Consider the following 18,141-nt stretch of genomic DNA (forward strand, 5'->3'; position numbering starts at 1 on the left):
AAGGCGAGGTGCAAGCGCTCAAGGAAGGGCAAGCGCGCCTCGAAGGCGAGGTGCAAGCGCTCAAGGAAGGGCAAGCGCGCCTCGAAGGCGAGGTGCAAGYGCTCAAGGAAGGCCAGGCGCGTTTGGTAGATGAAGTGCAGTTGTTACAGGAGGGACAAGCCCGCTTGGACCAACGGCTTCACCGGGTTGAGGAGGATGTGCGCACATTAAAGGTGGATATGAACGCGGTCAAAGGCGATGTGCAAACATTGAAAGAAGGACAGCAACGGCTTGAAGGGAAAGTTGAACGGGTCGAAGAAAAAGTTGACAACCTCACACTAGAAATGCGGAGCCACTTTCGCTATATCGAGAACATGCTCCATAAGCATCAGGCCGCTCTTGACATGGCTTCGCGGCAGTTCTCTTCGCAACAGTCATCGATCAACTATTTGATCAAAAAAGTGGCAGAGCATGATATGGACATTTTCCACTTAAAAAATGATCTCCAACCATAGTGTCCTGTACTGCAATAAAGAAAACAGTCTAAAGGGTGAGCGGCAACTAGGAAAATACGATGGAATAAGGCGTGTTTTCACTGGTCTTCTAGACAGCTTTTTCAGCATATTTTATAGAGAGAAAGATCCGAGTCACAAGGGAGGAAGCGATATGGCGGCCCGCGTCGTGAAAACGGGGTATGCGTTGGCGTTTTTGTGCATGATTGCCGGGATGGTGTATTTTTTTGCCGCCAATTGGCCGGAGATGGGGCGAGAGGTGAAAGTCGGGATCAGCATCGGCATGATGGCGGTGTTTTACATCGCAAGCGCGGCGCTTTGGGGCCGCCGTCGTTTCTTAGGGCGTTGGATGTTGATCAGCGGAGTGTTGTCATTTGGCATTGCGTTGGCGTTGGTCGGTCAAATGTACAACTCGCATGCGGACAGTTATTGGCTGTTTCTTGTCTGGCTTGCGCCAACCGCTTTGTTGGCGCTGCTGACAAAAGAACGGGCTCTGTCGGTGATCGCGCTTGTGTTGTTGCAGCTTGCGTGCTGGTTTTATTATTTTCCGTCCGCTTATCGGATTGAGTGGACGGAATGGTCTTCGTTTGGCGTGCTGTCGTTATTTGTGATCGTAAACGGTGCGCTCGTTGTGTTTGCTCGGACACCGCTCATCCGTTGTTTCGCTTACCTAGCCATGCAAGGTTGGCTGCTTGTGATGGACATAACCGGGTTTTCCTATGGGCGCGACGCATGGTGGCCATACGTGTATGCCGTGTTGCTCGCTGTGTTGCTTTATTATTTTCTTGTCATCGCCAAGCAGCGGTTGTATGTGTTGTTGACGAGTTTGTTTGCTGGACTGTTTTTGTTCATTCAATACATTCGCTTGCTCGCTGATCATTATGGAACATGGTTGCTTCTCATTGGGCTCGTGGCGGCTGCTGCCGTGTTGTACGGGGGCGTTGTGCTATTGCGGCGCACGGGGCTGTTTTCAGCAAAGACGAAAGCCGGGAAATGGTTTTTGGCGGCGTTTCAGGCGATTGTCACACTTGCGGCTTCCGCGTTGGCCATCCAAAGCCTGCTTGGCTTGTATTTTCTTTGGACAGAGTCATGGTCGCCTTATGTGCTCTTTTTCATTTCCATCTTTGGATTTGTCGTTCCCGCCTCATTGGGCCGGCATTGGAATGCGGTCGTTCGTTATACTCTGCTGGCTGTTGGTTATGGGCTCGGGGTGGCGATGGCGGGGGAGGTCTCGCGGCTGGCTCTGTTCCTCTATGCCATTGGGCTTGCGATTGGCATCATCCGGTCATCAGACAGCGGAGTGCGCCGGTTGACGACGGCGGCGCTGACGGTCTATTTCGGGATCGCCTTAAGTTCGGCGATGGATGACGGCCGGACGGTGTTGCTCACCTTGGCTTTGGTGAACGTTTGTTTGTATGCGTATGGCCGCTTTCGCGGAACGCCGTTTCTCACTCCGCTTGTCTTGGCGTTCGGAGCGCTAGGGGGTGCGACGAGCGCCGATGTATTTGCGGCTGATGGACTGTACGTGGCGTTGAATATCGTCATGGTCTTGGCGCTTGCCTTCTTTCTTTTCCGCGGTCGGCAACTGGAGCGGAAGACCGCTTGGGTGTACACGGCGCTTTATCTCGTGCTGAAATATTACGAGTTCGCCTGGAATTTGCTTCATAAATCGATCAGCTTGCTGGCGGCAGGCGTGGCGTTGCTTGCATGGACATTGTGGCTCGAGAAACGGAATGGCTTCACATGGGCCAAGGGAGTGCGCTGGGGGCGGCGCGTTTCATTGTGGACGCTCATAGTCGTGATCGCTCAATTTTCATTTTTAGGTTATACCGTGTGGCAAAAAGAGCGATTGCTGCGATATGGTGATGTCGTAAAGCTGGAGCTTGAGCCGGTGGATCCGCGTTCCATGCTGCAAGGGGATTATATTCAGCTTCGGTACGATATTTCCACCATTCCGTCGCTTGATGGAAGCGGACGGGTGCAAGTTGGGCTGCGAAAAGGAGCGGATGGGGTGCATCGTTTGGCTGGCGTATATATGGTGAATGGAAACAAAAGGCCGGGATACACGCCGCAGCCTGGGGATGTGATCATCACCGGCACGTTCCACGGCCCGCAAGTCGTGTATGGCATTGAATCGTATTTCATTCCGGAAAAAACGGGGATGACACGGCAAGAGAATGTTCGGTTTGCCTATGTGCGCGTGAGCGAAAGCGGGGATGCGCTGCTCGAAGCGATCCGTGCTGAATAAAGATGGTGCGGGGAAAGCAGGAGAAACTACTCCCCCGCATACCGTTCTAACACGCGGTCGACCGCGTTGCCGTATGTTTCGCCGAATAAATGGAGATGAACGAGCAAGTAAAACAGCTGGTAGAGTGGTTTTCGGTCATGATAATCAGCCGAGAGCGGCATAAGCTCGCGATAGCTTTCATAAAACCGGATCGGAAAGCCGCCAAACAGCTCGGTAAACGCGATCTCAAACTCATGATGGCCATATAAAACAGACGGATCGATCAAATACGGCACTCCGTCTGGCCCCGGAATCCAGTTGCCGCTCCATAAATCGCCGTGCAACAGCGACGGGAAACAGTCATCCGGAAGCCATTGGTCAAGCCGCTCGAGCAGCCATTCGAGACGTTTGTGCCGCTTGGCGGGCAGGAGGCCTCTCTCCGCCGCCCGCGTCATTTGTGGTCTAAGGCGGGCGGCGCGGTAATAGTCGGGCCAGCGGCCGTACCAGCCGTTGCGCTGCGGCAGCGTCCCGATGTACGTATCGCGGTCAAGGCCAAACGCCGGGCCGCGGCATTGATGGAGGCGGGCAAGGCCGTGTCCGAGCTGTTCGGCCGTCCGTTCCGTTTCTGCTCCTTCGACCCATTCCAAGACGAGCCAGCCCCAGCCGTTCGCTTCCCCGAAGCCGAAGGTATGCGGAACGTTGATGGCGCGTGCTTGCCTGATCAGCTCGAGGCCCATCTGTTCGGCAGCGAAAAATCCACTCGGCGGGAAACGTTGCATTTTGATAAAGTACGTTTGCTTGCCGCTTTGGACGCGATAGGCGTCATTGATGTCCCCGCCTGAGACGCGGCGCCAATGGCGGATGCGGGAGTGATCGCCGATCGATTCGAGCGCCATTTGCAACATCGTTTCTTTGTTCATTCCGCCGCCTCCGTCAACTGCCGCTCCAGCTCGTTCAGCACCTCACCGATTTTCCGGCCGTGAATGACAGCGTCGGCGAGATCGTCCAAGTCAGTCGGCTCCCAATTGATGATGACAAGCTTCGCACCGTTTCGTTTGGCGAAAAGCGGCAGTTGATTGGCCGGCGACACTTGCAGGGAGGAGCCAAGCACGAGGAATAGATCAGCCTGTTGGGCAGCCTCCCATGCTTCCGTGATGGCTTTCTCCGGCAGCGGCTCGCCAAACAACACGACCGACGGGCGCAAAACTCCGCCGCATTCGCACGTCAACACACCGTGCAAATAGACAAAGCTTGGCTTTGTTTGCCCGCACCGCTGACAATGGACGGTGCGGAGCGAGCCGTGAAGTTCGATGACGCGTCGGCTTCCCGCTTCTTGGTGAAAGCCATCGACATTTTGCGTCACAATCGTCTGCACGATCCCGCGCCGCTCCCAATCGGCCAACAAGCGGTGTCCGTCATGCGGTTGGCACTGTTGCAATGTGCGAATGCGATATTGGTAAAACTCGACGAACGATTCACGGCGATGATGCAATGCATCGATGGTCGCGAGTTCGCTCGGATTGAAACGCGCCCACAGCCCGGTGCGCGGCGAACGGAAATCGGGCAGCCCGCTTTCCGTTGACATGCCGGCGCCGGTCAGCACGACGGTTCGGCGCGAGGCGGCCAGCCATGAGGTGATGGTCATTCCGTTTCCCTCCTTACTGTCGCAACCATAGCGACTCTCATTTCTGATGCTTCATCTCTTTCCACCAATCATTTTACTTTTCCTTTTCACTCGTTTCCAGTATGATAGAAATGAAAGAAAAAATGGACAAGGAGGCGGAAATCCATGAGCAAAAAAGTGCTGATCATCACGGGTGATGCTGTTGAGGCGCTTGAAGTATACTATCCGTATTACCGCTTGCTTGAAGAAGGTTATGAAGCGACGATTGCCGCGCCGAAGAAAAAGAAACTGCATACGGTCGTTCACGATTTTGCCGACTGGGATACGTACGTGGAAAAGCAAGGCTATTTGATCGACGCCCATGCGTCGTTCGCCGAAGTCGATCCGGCGCAATACGACGGATTGGTCATTCCGGGCGGGCGCGCTCCGGAGTACATTCGCCTTGATGAGAACGTGCAGCGCATCGTTCGCCATTTCTTTGAGGCGAATAAGCCGATTGCCGCCATTTGCCACGCCTCGCTCATTTTTGAAACAATGCCGGATTTGCTGAAAGGACGGAGTTTGACAGCGTATATTGCCTGCAAGCCGGGGGTTGAGGCGCTAGGAGCGACGTATGTGTCTGACCATACAGTCCACGTTGACGGCAACCTCGTCTCCGCCCATGCGTGGCCGGATTTGCCGGCATTTATGCGTGAGTTCCTTCGATTGCTCCAATAGCCAAAAAGCGGTCTCCCTTTGGGTGAGGGGAGACCGCTTGTGCATGCAACAGGGTTTTGGGTGCGGCGGGCGGCGCTGTTTTTCATGGCTAAAGGTTCCCGCTTGTGATGGCGGGTTTTATTTTTGATGATGCTGTCCGCCAAACGGCCCGGCCGTCATCCTGCGATATCCACTTGTTCCGTCTTCACTTTCGGCGCTTTTGTCGCCAAATAGACGCCGAACAAGACGATTGCGCCGCCGGCCAGCTGCAGGACGGATAGAGCACCGCCAAGCAAAAACGTGATCACAGCGGTAAATACGGCAATTAAGTTTAAATATACACCGGCATGGCTCGGACCGACTTTTTGCACTGAGATGTTCCAAAATAAGAAGGAAAGAATGGACGGAAACAAGCAAATATAGACCAATCCGGCGAGCCCAGCTGCACTTATGTGATCAGCTGGAAACGGATAAAAGAATGCGAACGGCCACAGCAGCAGCAAGCTGAAAAAAACGGAGCACGTTGTTGCTGTAATCGGTGGGACGGGTAGTTTTTTGCCGATGATCGAATAAAGCGCCCAGACGACACCGGCGGCGAGCATCATCAAATCACCGCGGTTGTAGTTCATTCGGAAGACGTGTGCTATATGCCCATCCGTTAAAATAAACAATACACCGGCCAGCGACAACAAAAAGCCGGCAATATTGGTTTTTGACAGCCGCTCCCGCAGCAGCGCATACGACAACACGACGATGATCGCCGGATTGAGCGAATTGACGATCGCTGCGTTCATCGGCGATGTATAGGCGAGCGCGCCGTATAAAAGCAAATTATAGCCGATGACGCCAAGAATTCCGGCTGCAGCGAGCGGCAGCCAATATTGTTTGATGATGTCCTGGTAGCGCGGCCGCTCAAGCCAGTACGATACGGGCGCCAACACGATAAAAGCGGCGCACCAACGGATCAACGTCAGCCAAAATGGGCCCGTTTCCGCAATGATGGACTTCCCGATGACGTAATTGCCGGCCCAAAACAAGTTGGCCAGCACGAGAAACAGCTTTTCTCTCATTCTTTTTCGCTCCTGTCTAGTTTTTCCTTTCTTTTACGTTTACTTCATTGCTGCTCTGATTTCCTTCTTGCATGTTGTTTTTCTGCCGTCAGCCACCCCTGTTGCTGTTTTGCCAACAGCGGAACATGAACGGTGGGAAGAAGGCTGCGCTGGCTCAGGACGCATGCTGTTTCACGTTCGGCGGAAAGATGCATGCGTTTGCCGAAAGGGGTGTACAATAAGGGTTGTCTTTTTCCGGTTCATAGGATAACATTTGTACCGTAAGATGATTTACTGATTTAAACAAAAATAGAGAAAAGGAAGGACGATTGTTATGGCATTACCAGGCGGGGCAGCGATGAACATTACGATTCGTCTCCAGTTCGAAAAAGATATCGTCTCGTTCAGCGATATCGCCGCCGCAATCGGCAAAACGGGCGGGGACATTGTCGGAATTGACGTCATTTCATCAAGCAAAGTTCACACGGTGCGCGACATCACCGTCAGCGCCCTCGACACGAAGCAGTGCGATTTGATCATTGAGGCGTTGAAAAAAATTCGCGGCGTCAAAATCATCAACGTTTCTGACCGTACGTTTTTAATGCACATCGGGGGGAAAATTGAAACGAATTCGAAAATTCCGGTGAAAACGCGCGACGACTTGTCGCGGGTATACACGCCGGGTGTAGCGCGCGTTTGCACGGCCATCGCTGAGGATCCGCGCAAGGCGTATTCGCTGACGATTAAACGGAATACGGTCGCCGTTGTCTCGGACGGCACGGCGGTGCTTGGGCTTGGCGACATCGGTCCGTATGCGGCGATGCCGGTCATGGAAGGGAAAGCGATGCTGTTTAAGGAATTTGCCGGAGTGGACGCGTTCCCGATTTGTTTGGATACGAAAGACACGGAAGAAATCATTCAAATTGTGAAAGCGATCGCCCCGGCGTTTGGCGGCATCAACTTGGAAGACATTTCGGCGCCGCGCTGTTTTGAAATTGAAGCGCGTTTGAAAGAAGAGCTCGACATCCCGGTGTTCCATGACGACCAACACGGCACGGCGGTCGTGCTCTTGGCCGGGCTGCTCAACGCGCTGAAAATCGTCGACAAAAAGCTCGAGGACATTAAAGTGGTTCTCACCGGCATTGGCGCCGCTGGCATCGCCTGCACGAAAATTTTGCTTGCGGCCGGCGTGCGCAACATTATCGGGGTCGACCGCCATGGTGCCATCCATCGCGATGAAACGTATGAAAATCCGTATTGGCAAGAATATGCGCAACTCACGAACCCGGATAATCTGAAAGGAAGCTTGTCCGATGTCATCGCCGGCGCAGATGTGTTTATTGGCGTCTCAGCTCCCGGCATTTTAAAAGTGGAAGATGTGAAAAAAATGGCGCGCGATCCGATCGTGTTTGCGATGGCCAACCCGATTCCGGAAATTGATCCGGAGCTGGCCGAACCGTACGTGCGCGTCATGGCGACTGGGCGTTCCGACTATCCGAACCAAATCAACAACGTCCTTTGCTTCCCGGGCATTTTCCGCGGGGCGCTCGACTGCCGGGCGAGAGAAATTAACGAGGAAATGAAGCTCGCTGCCGCGAAGGCGATTGCCTCTGTCGTGACGGAGGATGAATTGAACGAAACATACATCATCCCGAGCGTCTTCAACAGCAAAGTCGTCGAACGCGTCAGACAAGCGGTCGTCGAAGCGGCTTACCGCACTGGGGTGGCGCGGAAGGACAATATCCCGGTTGGCGGATATACAGGGCAGTAAAGCAAGGAATGCGATGGAACCGACGGATGGCTTCCTTTATAGGGGAAGCCGTTTTTTTTTTGGCTGCAAGAGCGGGTCTAACCGTGGCTGCGGCGGGCTGCATGTAGTTTAGGAATAGCAAATACGACCCGTTTGTCCGCTATACGATCCATTTCCGCGACCGCATTCCGGCAATGGGGTACAAAGCGTACTTTGTGCAGGAAGCGGAACAGATGAACAAACAAGCGTCAATGCCGGTGGAGCAAATCGAGACGCCGTTTTATACGATCACCGTCAATGAGAATGGAACCATTAACATATATGACAAACAGCTGCAGCGAACCTTCCGCGATGTGCTGTTGCTGGAAGATGTCGGCGATGATGGGGACGAATACGACTTTTCCCCGCTGCCGGGCGATGAAGCCATCTATAATAAGGAAGTCAAAGCGACGTATTCGCTCCGGCAAAACAGCTGCTTTGCTTATGCTGACATCGCCTACCGGCTGCCGGTGCCGGCGGACCTTGACAGCATTCTCCGCTTTTACAACCCGGCGCCAAAGGCGACGACGGCGGTATTTCAATGGAACAAGCCGCTCTTGGGCGTCTTTCGCACGAATCTCAATGAGGAGCTGCTTGACTCGCTCGTGGCGGACGAATGCGGAACGTTTGCGGTCGAGGTGAAGCCGAACGAAGTGCAAACCGTGCTTGTCGTTGATAAACAATAAGATGGTCATCAAAGCTGGGGCTTGCCGCCCCGGCTTTTCTGTTTGCAACAATAGGACAAGCTGTCCGTCTGTTTTGTAACAATACTGTAACAATTGTTAAATGAAACAGCGTGTTCGAGGGGTTGTCAACTCCCTTTTTGCAAGAAAAATATAGAATGATCGGCTGATAGAAGAAAAAAAGGAAGGGAAGTGTGTGAAAGGATGACATCGCCAGCCGTTGCAGCCGGCGGCTTAGGCGTTTATTTGGCAATGAAAACAAGCCTGTTTTTTGCTCATTTTTTCCAACAGTCCTTTTTCCCAAATTTAAACCAAAAATATTACAAAAAACCCGTGTTATAATGGGGGCGCAGGCAAGAGAACAGCTGGAACTGTTCCTAAACAGAACTTAAGTGGATGGCGTGACGATGAATAGAGAAAGTCTTTGAAACTTTGAAAATAGAAACGTTAAGAAGGAGGAATTCCGATGAAGAAAAAAATGTTAGCCACGATCGCCGCTTCGGTCGCACTTGTCGGCGCTTCGTTTGCGGCAACGACGAAAACGGAAGCGGCAGGGGTGACGTGCCCGACAGCGAACGTGTATCAAGTAAAATATACAAGCACTAACATTCAAGATTTCGAGAAATGGTTGAAACAATACTTCCCGTTTGTGTCGTTCCAACCGGCGAAACCGGCCGTGCAGCAACCGGCAGTGAAACAGCCGGCCGCAGCGAAACCGCAAGCTCCGGCAGCGGTCAAACAGCCGGCGGCTGCAAAACCGGCAGCCAATACGCAAGCGCCAGCGAAAAAACCGGCAACAGCGCCAACAACAACGACACAAAAAACAACCGGCTTGAACGCTTATGAGCAACAAGTCGTAGAACTGACGAACAAAGAACGGGCAAAATACGGTTTGCCGCCGCTTCAAGGCGACTTAGCTCTCAGCAAAGTCGCCCGCGAAAAATCGCGCGATATGGCGGTCCACAACTACTTCTCGCACAACAGCCCGACGTACGGCTCCCCGTTTGAGATGATGAAAAAATTCGGCATTTCGTACACAGCCGCCGGGGAAAACATCGCCAAAGGCCAACGCACCCCGCAAGAAGTCGTCAATGCGTGGATGAACAGTGAAGGCCACCGGGCGAACATTTTGAACAAAAACTTTACGCATATCGGCGTTGGTTTTGAAGAAAACGGCTATATTTGGACGCAACAATTTATCCGCAAGTAAGGCGGATGGTTGACGGTGATCCTGCCCATCATGCAGATGGACAGGGTTTTTTTGTACAAAAATATTTCGCTAACAACTTGGGAAACTATGCTATAATGGTCAACAGGCTGTAAAAAATGAGAAGATCGCGGGGGAGACACCAATGCGAATACGCGATTGGGATCACAACTTAAAAGCCCGCCTGTATGGCGAGGCGCTGATGAATACGACTTTTTGGATGTTTTTTCCGTTTATGGCCATCTATTTTGCAGACTCGTTTGGCAAAGAAACAGCCAGTATGTTATTGATTGTGTCGCAATTGTTTTCCGTGGTCGCCAATTTGATGGGTGGCTATTGCGCCGATGTGTTCGGGCGCAAGCGAATGATGGTGTTATCCGCTTACGGGCAGGGGGCGGCGTTTTTCGTCTTTGCCTTGGCCAGTTCCCCATGGTGGTCGTCGCCGCTTGTCGGTTTTCTTTGTTTTACGTTTGCCGGCATTTGCGTCGCCTTTTATTGGCCGGCGAGCCAGGCGATGGTTGCTGACATCGTGCCAGAAAAAGACCGGAGCTACGTGTTCGCGGTGTTTTATACGTCGGTGAATATTTCGGTCGTGATTGGCCCGACGGTCGGCGGGCTGTTTTATGCTGATCACCTGTTTTGGCTGCTGCTTTTGGCGGCGTGCTCCTGTTTAACGATGGCGGCTGTGTTGGCCAGACGGCTGCGCGAAACAGCCCCGCATTCGGCGGGAGGGCGGCGAACCGTGCCGTGGCTGCGGTTTTGGCGGGAACAAATAGGGCAGTATGCCGTCATTGTCCGCGACCGCACCTTTTTCTTGTTTATTATAGCCGGGGTGCTTGTCGCACAGACGTTTATGCAGCTTGATTTGTTGCTTCCGGTCTATATGAAAGAGACGCTTCATAAAGAAACGTTATGGGCTGGCTGGACGGTGGACGGCGCCAATGCTTTTGGCCTGCTCATTGCGGAAAACGGGCTGCTTGTGGCGCTGTGCACGGTCATGGTGACGCGGCAGATGGCGCGTTTTTCGGAGCGGTGGGCGTTTATCGGCTCGGCTGTTTTATATGGCATCACAATGTGGCTGTTTAGCCAAACATCGTCGTTTTTCGGATTTGCGGCGGTCATGGTGCTGTTCACCTTGGCCGAGCTGATGACGGCCGGTCTGCAGCAGTCATTTGTATCCAGGCTGGCACCTGAAGACATGCGCGGCCAATATTTTGCCGCCGCTAGCCTCCGCTTTACGATCGGGCGGATGGTGGCGCCGATGTCGCTTGCAGCCGCGACGTGGGTCGGCTATACATGGACGTTTGTTGGCCTTGGAATGCTGGCGCTCGCCAGCGCGGCGCTCTATGCATGGATGTTTCACCAGGCCAGGCAGCAAACAGAGCGGCCGGACATTTCCCTTTCCCAATGACGGGGGCTATGCAAATGGCTACCCGTTTTTTTGTGTTCCCCGGTATAATAAAAAGCGTGTCGTTGTTCGTGTAACATATATTCCCTGTCTCTGACATAAAGTGGAACTAGACAGAGAGAAGGAGAGGGGAAGCCGTCATGAAACTGCAACGGTGGGAAACGAACATAAACGGGGGGGAAGCGGACAACCGCGGCGGACAAGACGGCGCGGCGGCGTTGGCGCGTTATGAGAAACGGCAGCAAAAGCGCCTATTGTCCTGGGAAAAGAGAAAAAAACAATACCGTTTCATCGGCTGGCTTCTTTTGGCGGTCGCTGTCGCATGGGGGGCGGGCACGCTCGTTTGGAGCGGGTACGGAACATTAAAGACGGCAGCGAGCCGAGAGTTGGCCATCACGCGGTTGAAAGAAGCGATCGAAGACCGCGATGCGGCTGCCTTGCAAACGATGCTGAGAACGACCGATGAAACGGTGCCCATTAATGAGAAAACGCTCGCGCCGTTATTCGCCTATTTTGAACGGCATCCTGAGGCGTACGAAGCGCTCGATCAGGAGTTCGACCGCCAGCGTGAGGGGGGGCACGTGTATATTAAAGGATTGACGTCCCGCCCGCCGGTGTTTACGATTCATGTGTTTGAGGATCGGTATGTGTTTGAGCCAGCCCTCTATTTTCTCCATGTCCGCGTCGATGATCCGGAGGCGTCGCTTGTCGTCAATGGGGTGAAAGCGGAAGAGGAGGCGACGAAAGACCCATTTGTCAAAAAAATCGGCCCGTATTTGCCGGGCGCGTACACTGTAACCATTGTCCATTCGAATGGGAAAAAGAAAACCATCCGCGTTGAGCTGTTTGGCGGCGCCCGCGTCCATGAGGTCGATATCACGAAATGAACGAATAAGCAAATACCGCTTCCACGACGGCGGTAATGACAACATCTTGCGTCTGTACAGGCGGCGCTGATGAGGAAATGCTGAGAACAGCCGGATTGTATGGCGCCGGCCGAGGCGATGACTGTTCTTTCAGTTCAATCGGCGTGTCATAAAGAGGCAAGCTGAGAGCGCGGGCGATGGCCAGCGCTTTTTCTTTGGCGTGTTTCACGGCCAATGCCAACGCTTGCTGGTAATAGGCTTGTTCGTTTGCTAGACGGAATTCCAAGCCGCGGGCGAGGTTTGCTCCACGGGCAACGGCCGCCTCGTAAATGGCGCCGGCTTTTTTAGGATCGCGGACGGTGATTTCCAGCCAATGTTCGACTTCATAGCCAGATAAAGCGGTTGTTCCGTTATGATGTTCGTATGTTGGCCGGATGGAAAACGATGTCGTTTCAATGTCTTCTATTGGAATGTCAAGCGCCTTTAATGCTTCGATGACGGCATTGGTGCGTTTGGCATTGTCAGTCAGGGCTTCTTGGATGTTGTGATGTTCTGTATGAACGCCGATTGCGATGAGGACGGTATCCGGTTTGGCGATGACGGTTCCTTGGCCAGTGATGGTCAGTGTGGGGCGAGAAGCGGCAGGGGGAGCGGGACGATGCCATGACTGCATTTCATTCCCTCCTTCCACCATTAGGCAGCTTTTTGATCCTCGTCCGCCGCTTGCCAATAGTAGACGCGCGGCAGGCCGACATAGCACCAATATTCCTTCAACAGCGAGATCACGACAAAGGAGGCAAATTGCCAGTCGATCGAATTCATCCCCATTTCTCCTTTCGATGGTTTCACTATAGCTTATTCGAAGCGGCCATTGTCCTATGCGCGCCGTCCAGTTGGTGATGAAACTTCTTTGGGCGCTTGTACGTATCATGGCGTGGACATGTTATAATGGAAGAAAAGATGAAGAAAGGGATGGACAATGAAGCAACTGCTTCGCACGATATGGCGCTGGTTCGTTTCATGGAACGTTGGGATCATCGTTGCAGTTACGGTATTTATTGCCGCCGATTTTCACGTCTTGCCCTCGCTTTTATCAGGAATGGGAGCGATGTGGGGGGTGTCCGCTGTGATGAAAAGGCGGCATCGCCGTTTGGCAGCTGACGTACCGACCGAGGAGCAGGCATACGTTCGCAGCCAGCTTGGCGAGGCGCGCGCGTTATGGAAGCGGCTGCGCCGGGCCCGCTATCGGCTTCGTTCGGTGGCGATGTGGCAAACCGTTTCCCGATTGAGTGCCATCGTCGATCGGATCATTCGCGCGGTCGAGCAGCAGCCGCACCAGCTTCGCCTCGCCCAGCCGTTTTTCTTAAATGAGTGGCCGACGGCGGTGGAAATGGTGGAAAAATACGTATACTTGTCGCAGCAGCCGGTGCAAAATGCGGAAATGGCCGCGGCGCTGCAACAAACGGAGCGGTTGCTTGGCGAGCTGACCGAAGCGGCGGAGCGGCAGCTGCTCGAAGTGTTATCAAACGACGTTTGGTCGCTGCAAACCGAAGCAAAAATGCTTGAGCAGTCGTTGCATCAATCATCGGCCCGGCTTCATTTGCCGTTGTCAAAGAAAGGAGAATGACGGTGGACGAACGGAATCATGAGATGGAGTCACTCGAACAGCTTCATGAACGGAAACGGACAAGCATGCTTGACGATCTGCTGGCCCAGCCGTTTTCCCCGCCGGCCGCCCCCCAGCTTGAAGAAGGGGAAACGACGGCTAACGCGCTCGATGCGCTCAAACCGGAGCATCGGGAAAAAGCATTGGCGCTGGCCCGACAAATCGATCCGGCCAACCACCAGGCCATTTTGCAATACGGGGTGGCGGCGCAAGCTGAGCTGTCCAAGTTTTCCCATACGATTTTGCATCATGTGCAGACGAAAGACGCCGGTCCGGTCGGTGAAGTGATCAGCGAGCTGATGGCGAAAATTAAGGAAGTCAATCCCGATGATTTAATGCCGGCGAAAAAAGGGTTTTTGTCCCGCTTGTTTGGCACAGTGGCCAAGCCGCTGCAAGGGATGGTGGCGAAATATCAAAAAATCGGCGTTGAAATCGACAAAATCGCCGACCAGCTGGAAAAACACCGGCATTTGTTGTTTCGCGACATCATGATGCTCGAGACGCTTTACGAGAAAAATAAAGAGTATTTTGAGGCGCTCAATATTTATATTGCGGCCGCGGAATACAAGCTGGAGGAGCTGCGGACGAAAACGATCCCGGAAAAGCAAGCGGCCGCCGAGCGCTCCGGCGACCAAATGGCTTGGCAAGAGGTGCAAGATTTGCGCCAGTTTGCCGACCGGCTGGAAAAGCGGGTGCACGACTTAAAGCTCAGCCGGCAAGTGACGATCCAGACCGCGCCGCAAATCCGCATGATCCAGCATATGAACGAAACGCTTATTGAGCGCATCCAGTCATCGATTTTAAATGCGATTCCGCTTTGGAAAAACCAAGTCGTCATCGCGTTGACGCTGTTTCGACAACAAAAAGCGGCGGAGGCGCAAAAACAAGTTGCTGAAACGACGAATGAGCTGCTGTTGCGCAACTCCGAGCTGTTAAAAACGAACAGCATCGCAATCGCCAAGGAAAATGAGCGCGGCTTGGTCGACATCGAAACGCTGAAGCGGACGCAAGAAAACTTGATCGCTACGCTCGAAGAAACGTTAAAAATTCAAGCCGAGGGCCGCTTGAAACGGCAACAGGCCGAACGCGAGCTGGCGGCGATGGAGGCGGAACTAAAGCAGACGCTGCTCTCGCTGAAGCAGCCGGAACAATAAAAAAGACGCTATGGTTTTTGCCATTGGCCGAACGGGCAGAGGGCGGCCCGTTGAGTGCGGAAACAAGCGATTAGGGTGAATATCACCATAATAAAACGGGTGTCTCGCAGGCGAGAAGACACCCGTTTTTTGCTGTTATAACGTTCCGATTGGCGGAGAAGCGAACAGACCGGCCGGCGTTCGGCCATCGCTGATGAGCGTTGGTTATTTGGCGTCTGTTCGCTGCTTACAAAATAGGGGGATGGGGCGGTTCTTGTTCCCGTCGGTCGCCTTCTTGTTTCACCTGTTCGCCTTCCCGATCGTCAGGGTCGGCGGCACGGACGTCAAACTCTTCCGCCGCCTCCGTTTGCCATTGGCGGCCGACAAGTGGCACGTCTTCCTCTCCGTGTTGGCCGATGACAAAGCGCAGCACGTAAGCGTGAAACAGCAACTCCCCGAACGCAGCGAGCAAGGCGGAGAAAAACGCTGCGCTTAAAATGGCGCCGCCGGCGATGTCATAAAACGCGCCGATGCCAATCCATGTGGCGACAAATACGAGGCCAAAATCGGCGATCGTCGCCGAAACGTTGCCGAGGCGCGGCAAAACGTACAAGTCGCCGAGCGCATAGGCGACAAGCGTCAGCCAAAGGCTGAACCATAGCAGTTCCGCCGACGAAATGCGCAAAAACAGCGGCAAAATGGCGAACATGACGGTCGCCGTAAGCAAATATTTGAGCGCCAACGCAAGCAAATGTCTCATCTTGCCCTGCCGCCTTTATTCCGCCGGGTAGTTCGGGCCCTCTAGTTTTTTATCCCCGTATCCCGGCTGCTTTTCCATCTCTTTTTCCGGCTGTTGTTTTTTCCGTTGTTGTTCAAGGCTGTCGTTTGGTTTTGGCTGTCTCATTGGCCATCATCCTCTCTTTCCGTCGTTTATCGTTAGTTTGCCGCATTTGTCTTGATGTATACATGTATTATCCATAAACTTCCTCTTTTTATTTTTCATCCCTGTTTCACATTAATATAATGAACGATGTGAACAGGGAGGAAAGCGAATGGCAGAGAACAAACAATCGCTTGAGGTGGCCGGGCGCCAGTATGATCCGTCTGATTACAAGTCAGCCGCGGCTCTCGGCGCCGGGTTGGCCGAGACGCATGAACAAGTAAGCGACGTCTACGCGGAAGGGACGATCGAGGCGGCGGTCGAGCAAGAAAACGCGCCAGACATTCCCCTGTCCCCGCCGGAGTAAAAGCCGAAACGCCAAGGATTCGCTCCTTGGCGTTTCCGCTGATGGCTAAGGCTGTCCATCGGTGAGAAATGAAAGGGCAAAAGGAAAGAAAAACAGTTCGTACTTTCTGATTTCGCTGTCTATACTAGTAATGCGCACGGCGATTTACACAAGGGGGATGATCATCGTGAGATGGCAGCGGGCTTTATTGGCGTTGCTCAAAGAGCGGAAAGACCATTCCATCGCGCTGGCGATTGACACGTCGAACCGCCCGGCGCGGCCTGTGCTTATTCAAAACATTGTGAAGCTGTTTGAAAAGCTGCGCCCGGACACGCTGCTCGTCCAAGCGGATTTTAAAATTCGCGATGTCTCTCCGGTTGGCGTGGCGACGATTAAATATTTCAAGCACGGGAAATCGTCGTACACCGAAGTGCTGGAATGGGCCGCTGCGCAAAAAATCGATACGTTGTTTTACATTACCGATGTAACCGGCTATTTTTATGAAGAACTCGAAGTCGACTATGAAGTGTTTTGGCTTGTGCCGGACGATTATATGCCGCGCGTGCCGTTTGGCAAACCGATCCGCGTTGCGTAACAATGTAGGAATGCCCTTCGTGATGAGGGGCATTTCTTTTTTGTTAGGAAATATAACAATTTTTTTGTGATTGAAATCGGTTTCAACAAAAAATAAGCATTGCTTTCGGTTTGTTAATGTTATATATTATGACATATACAAGGAAAAACAAATGACAAGTAGGGGGAGATGCAAATGGATGAGAAAACAGTGATGCTTGGACTGGATGCCCTCTGGGTCATGCTTTCGGCGGTGCTCGTCATCGGCATGCAGGCAGGGTTTGCTTTGCTTGAGGCCGGATCAACGCGCATGAAAAACTCCGGGCATGTGGCTGGCAAACAAATTTTAAGCTTTGCTATCGCCTCATTGGCGTTTTGGGCGTTCGGCTTTGCGATTACGTTTGGGGCTGGGAATAGCTTCATCGGGACGGAAGGATGGTTTTTAAAAGAAGGAAAAGGAACGTTTGACTCGTTGTCGTGGGCGAATGTGCCGCTCGAGCTGAAATTTTTGTTCCAGCTTGGGTTTGCCGGTGTATCGCTCGCCATTGCTTGGGGCGGTTTCGCTGAGCGGGCGAAGTTGTCGGTCTATTTTCTGTTCGGGGCGATTTTCACGATTGCCATTTATCCGGTGGTCGGCCATTGGGTGTGGGGCGGCGGCTGGCTCGGGCAACTCGGGATGCAAGATTTTGCCGGTTCGACGGTCGTCCATTTGCAGGGGGCGATTGCGGCGCTCATCGCCACGGTCTTGCTCGGCCCGCGCATCGGTAAGTTCAATAAAGACAAGACGCCAAACGTCATTCCTGGGCATAACCAAGTTTATACCGTGATTGGCGGTTTGATTTTATGGATCGGCTGGTTTGGATTTAACGCTGGCAGCACGATGGCGGTTGGCGATGGGTTTTTCGGCTATGTTGCGCTGACGACGAATTTGGCTGCTGCGGCAGGGGCGGTTGCTGCGATCTTGACGGCGAAAATTTTGGTCGGCAAAGCGGACATTCCGGCGATGGTCAACGGTGTGTTGGCGGCATTGGTTGCCATTACAGCGGCGTGCGCGTTCGTTGAACCGTGGGCGGCGGTCATCATCGGGGCGGCAGCCGGGTCGTTGACGTTCTGGACGTCCATCTACTTCGAACGCAAAGGGATTGATGATCCAATTTACGCCTTTTCCGTCCACGGCATTGCCGGCATTATCGGCACGATTTCAACCGGATTTTTCGCCTCGCCGCGCTTAGTGGAAATAACCGGCGTCGGCAAGGCCGGTCTCGTGTACGGCGGCGGGTTTGACCAATTGATTGTACAAACGGTCGGCGTGGTGGGCGCAGCGATATATGTAGCGATCGTCTCGTTTGTCATCTTATTTGTCATGAAGAAAACGATCGGACTGCGTGTGACGGCGGAACAAGAAATTTCAGGTCTTGATATTAGCGAGCACGGCTCTTATGGCTATCCGGAACAGCTCGATCCCGCGTATCAGCCGAAGACAGCTGCCCAGCAATAGCCAAG

Annotated in this window: 19 protein-coding genes and 1 pseudogene; 13 read left to right on the forward strand and 7 right to left on the reverse strand. The window is 53.3% G+C overall.

Features of this window, described 5'->3' with window-relative positions:
• Positions 1-494 (forward strand): annotated as a pseudogene (locus tag CV945_RS07575) (hypothetical protein); the annotation flags it as partial.
• 151 nt (positions 495-645) lie between these two features.
• Positions 646-2,739 (forward strand): GDYXXLXY domain-containing protein, encoded by a 2,094-nt coding sequence (locus tag CV945_RS07580; protein ID WP_100659494.1) that lies wholly within the window; start codon positions 646-648, stop codon positions 2,737-2,739.
• A gap of 26 nt (positions 2,740-2,765) precedes the next feature.
• On the opposite strand, the gene CV945_RS07585 is transcribed toward CV945_RS07580, so the two are convergent.
• Complete coding sequence (locus CV945_RS07585) at positions 2,766-3,638, reverse strand: fructosamine kinase family protein (RefSeq protein WP_100659495.1); 873 nt, start codon at positions 3,636-3,638, stop codon at positions 2,766-2,768.
• Complete coding sequence (locus CV945_RS07590) at positions 3,635-4,363, reverse strand: NAD-dependent deacylase (RefSeq protein WP_050368602.1); 729 nt, start codon at positions 4,361-4,363, stop codon at positions 3,635-3,637. Before CV945_RS07590 ends, CV945_RS07585 begins: the two co-directional genes overlap by 4 nt.
• Before the next feature lie 144 nt (positions 4,364-4,507).
• Here CV945_RS07590 and CV945_RS07595 point away from each other — a divergent pair, with 144 nt between their 5' ends.
• Entirely contained in the window at positions 4,508-5,059 is a 552-nt protein-coding gene (locus tag CV945_RS07595; protein ID WP_023634140.1) for a DJ-1/PfpI family protein, read from the forward strand.
• Between the two features lie 155 nt (positions 5,060-5,214).
• Here CV945_RS07595 and CV945_RS07600 read toward each other — a convergent pair whose 3' ends face one another.
• Complete coding sequence (locus tag CV945_RS07600) at positions 5,215-6,108, reverse strand: DMT family transporter (protein ID WP_023634139.1); 894 nt, start codon at positions 6,106-6,108, stop codon at positions 5,215-5,217.
• Between the two features lie 313 nt (positions 6,109-6,421).
• Between CV945_RS07600 and CV945_RS07605 the strand changes: the two genes are divergently transcribed.
• The 5 genes from CV945_RS07605 (at position 6,422) to CV945_RS07625 (ending at position 12,061) form a co-directional block, all read left to right on the forward strand.
• The gene (locus CV945_RS07605) at positions 6,422-7,858 is read left to right on the forward strand and encodes an NAD-dependent malic enzyme (RefSeq protein WP_100659496.1); all 1,437 of its coding nucleotides are present in this window, start codon (positions 6,422-6,424) and stop codon (positions 7,856-7,858) included.
• A gap of 212 nt (positions 7,859-8,070) precedes the next feature.
• Positions 8,071-8,562, forward strand: coding sequence for a glycosyl hydrolase-related protein (locus CV945_RS17485; RefSeq protein ID WP_232722057.1), 492 nt, complete (start codon positions 8,071-8,073; stop codon positions 8,560-8,562).
• Between the two features lie 463 nt (positions 8,563-9,025).
• Complete coding sequence (locus CV945_RS07615) at positions 9,026-9,769, forward strand: CAP domain-containing protein (RefSeq protein ID WP_100659497.1); 744 nt, start codon at positions 9,026-9,028, stop codon at positions 9,767-9,769.
• Between the two features lie 142 nt (positions 9,770-9,911).
• A complete protein-coding gene (locus CV945_RS07620) occupies positions 9,912-11,177 on the forward strand; it encodes an MDR family MFS transporter (protein WP_094238588.1) in 1,266 nt (421 codons plus the stop codon).
• A gap of 137 nt (positions 11,178-11,314) precedes the next feature.
• Entirely contained in the window at positions 11,315-12,061 is a 747-nt protein-coding gene (locus tag CV945_RS07625) for a TcaA second domain-containing protein (RefSeq protein WP_100659498.1), read from the forward strand.
• Here the strand turns inward: CV945_RS07625 and CV945_RS07630 are convergent.
• Together CV945_RS07630 and CV945_RS17760 are read right to left on the reverse strand one after the other, a co-directional pair.
• Entirely contained in the window at positions 12,051-12,713 is a 663-nt protein-coding gene (locus CV945_RS07630) for an SIMPL domain-containing protein (RefSeq protein WP_047818251.1), read from the reverse strand. The two genes, CV945_RS07625 and CV945_RS07630, sit on opposite strands and share 11 nt — an antisense overlap.
• 20 nt (positions 12,714-12,733) lie before the next feature.
• Positions 12,734-12,862 (reverse strand): hypothetical protein, encoded by a 129-nt coding sequence (locus tag CV945_RS17760; RefSeq protein WP_255350121.1) that lies wholly within the window; start codon positions 12,860-12,862, stop codon positions 12,734-12,736.
• Between the two features lie 157 nt (positions 12,863-13,019).
• Between CV945_RS17760 and CV945_RS07635 the strand changes: the two genes are divergently transcribed.
• Positions 13,020-13,667, forward strand: coding sequence for a 5-bromo-4-chloroindolyl phosphate hydrolysis family protein (locus CV945_RS07635; RefSeq protein WP_100659499.1), 648 nt, complete (start codon positions 13,020-13,022; stop codon positions 13,665-13,667).
• Positions 13,664-14,860 carry a toxic anion resistance protein gene (locus CV945_RS07640; RefSeq protein WP_100659500.1) on the forward strand — a complete coding sequence of 399 codons (1,197 nt, stop codon included), beginning with the start codon at positions 13,664-13,666 and terminating at the stop codon, positions 14,858-14,860. The genes CV945_RS07635 and CV945_RS07640 overlap by 4 nt, the downstream gene beginning before the upstream one ends.
• A gap of 226 nt (positions 14,861-15,086) precedes the next feature.
• On the opposite strand, the gene CV945_RS07645 is transcribed toward CV945_RS07640, so the two are convergent.
• Positions 15,087-15,599, reverse strand: coding sequence for a YndM family protein (locus tag CV945_RS07645; protein WP_063166132.1), 513 nt, complete (start codon positions 15,597-15,599; stop codon positions 15,087-15,089).
• 15 nt (positions 15,600-15,614) lie between these two features.
• Complete coding sequence (locus CV945_RS17765; protein WP_255396856.1) at positions 15,615-15,743, reverse strand: hypothetical protein; 129 nt, start codon at positions 15,741-15,743, stop codon at positions 15,615-15,617.
• Positions 15,744-15,891: 148 nt separating this feature from the next.
• Here CV945_RS17765 and CV945_RS07650 point away from each other — a divergent pair, with 148 nt between their 5' ends.
• From CV945_RS07650 to CV945_RS07660, 3 genes are all read left to right on the forward strand, one after another.
• Positions 15,892-16,086, forward strand: coding sequence for a YozQ family protein (locus tag CV945_RS07650; RefSeq protein WP_011230946.1), 195 nt, complete (start codon positions 15,892-15,894; stop codon positions 16,084-16,086).
• A 166-nt stretch (positions 16,087-16,252) separates the two neighbouring features.
• Positions 16,253-16,660, forward strand: coding sequence for a vWA domain-containing protein (locus CV945_RS07655; protein ID WP_063211820.1), 408 nt, complete (start codon positions 16,253-16,255; stop codon positions 16,658-16,660).
• A 174-nt stretch (positions 16,661-16,834) separates the two neighbouring features.
• Entirely contained in the window at positions 16,835-18,136 is a 1,302-nt protein-coding gene (locus CV945_RS07660; protein ID WP_100659501.1) for an ammonium transporter, read from the forward strand.
• The last annotated feature ends 5 nt before the right edge of the window (positions 18,137-18,141 follow it).

The sequence above is a fragment of the Geobacillus sp. Manikaran-105 genome (assembly GCF_002809955.1).
Classification (GTDB): domain Bacteria; phylum Bacillota; class Bacilli; order Bacillales; family Anoxybacillaceae; genus Geobacillus; species Geobacillus thermophilus.

Coding starts and splice junctions, on each gene's coding strand:
- CV945_RS07640 (WP_100659500.1), top strand. CDS start 13,664: ATGACGGTGGACGAACGGAATCATGAGATGGAGTCACTCGAACAGCTT.
- CV945_RS07635 (WP_100659499.1), top strand. CDS start 13,020: ATGAAGCAACTGCTTCGCACGATATGGCGCTGGTTCGTTTCATGGAAC.
- CV945_RS07625 (WP_100659498.1), top strand. CDS start 11,315: ATGAAACTGCAACGGTGGGAAACGAACATAAACGGGGGGGAAGCGGAC.
- CV945_RS07620 (WP_094238588.1), top strand. CDS start 9,912: ATGCGAATACGCGATTGGGATCACAACTTAAAAGCCCGCCTGTATGGC.
- CV945_RS07615 (WP_100659497.1), top strand. CDS start 9,026: ATGAAGAAAAAAATGTTAGCCACGATCGCCGCTTCGGTCGCACTTGTC.
- CV945_RS07630 (WP_047818251.1), bottom strand. CDS start 12,713: ATGCAGTCATGGCATCGTCCCGCTCCCCCTGCCGCTTCTCGCCCCACA.
- CV945_RS07650 (WP_011230946.1), top strand. CDS start 15,892: ATGGCAGAGAACAAACAATCGCTTGAGGTGGCCGGGCGCCAGTATGAT.
- CV945_RS17485 (WP_232722057.1), top strand. CDS start 8,071: ATGAACAAACAAGCGTCAATGCCGGTGGAGCAAATCGAGACGCCGTTT.
- CV945_RS07600 (WP_023634139.1), bottom strand. CDS start 6,108: ATGAGAGAAAAGCTGTTTCTCGTGCTGGCCAACTTGTTTTGGGCCGGC.
- CV945_RS07605 (WP_100659496.1), top strand. CDS start 6,422: ATGGCATTACCAGGCGGGGCAGCGATGAACATTACGATTCGTCTCCAG.
- CV945_RS07585 (WP_100659495.1), bottom strand. CDS start 3,638: ATGAACAAAGAAACGATGTTGCAAATGGCGCTCGAATCGATCGGCGAT.
- CV945_RS07660 (WP_100659501.1), top strand. CDS start 16,835: ATGGATGAGAAAACAGTGATGCTTGGACTGGATGCCCTCTGGGTCATG.
- CV945_RS07645 (WP_063166132.1), bottom strand. CDS start 15,599: ATGAGACATTTGCTTGCGTTGGCGCTCAAATATTTGCTTACGGCGACC.
- CV945_RS07590 (WP_050368602.1), bottom strand. CDS start 4,363: ATGACCATCACCTCATGGCTGGCCGCCTCGCGCCGAACCGTCGTGCTG.
- CV945_RS07580 (WP_100659494.1), top strand. CDS start 646: ATGGCGGCCCGCGTCGTGAAAACGGGGTATGCGTTGGCGTTTTTGTGC.
- CV945_RS07595 (WP_023634140.1), top strand. CDS start 4,508: ATGAGCAAAAAAGTGCTGATCATCACGGGTGATGCTGTTGAGGCGCTT.
- CV945_RS17760 (WP_255350121.1), bottom strand. CDS start 12,862: ATGAATTCGATCGACTGGCAATTTGCCTCCTTTGTCGTGATCTCGCTG.
- CV945_RS17765 (WP_255396856.1), bottom strand. CDS start 15,743: ATGAGACAGCCAAAACCAAACGACAGCCTTGAACAACAACGGAAAAAA.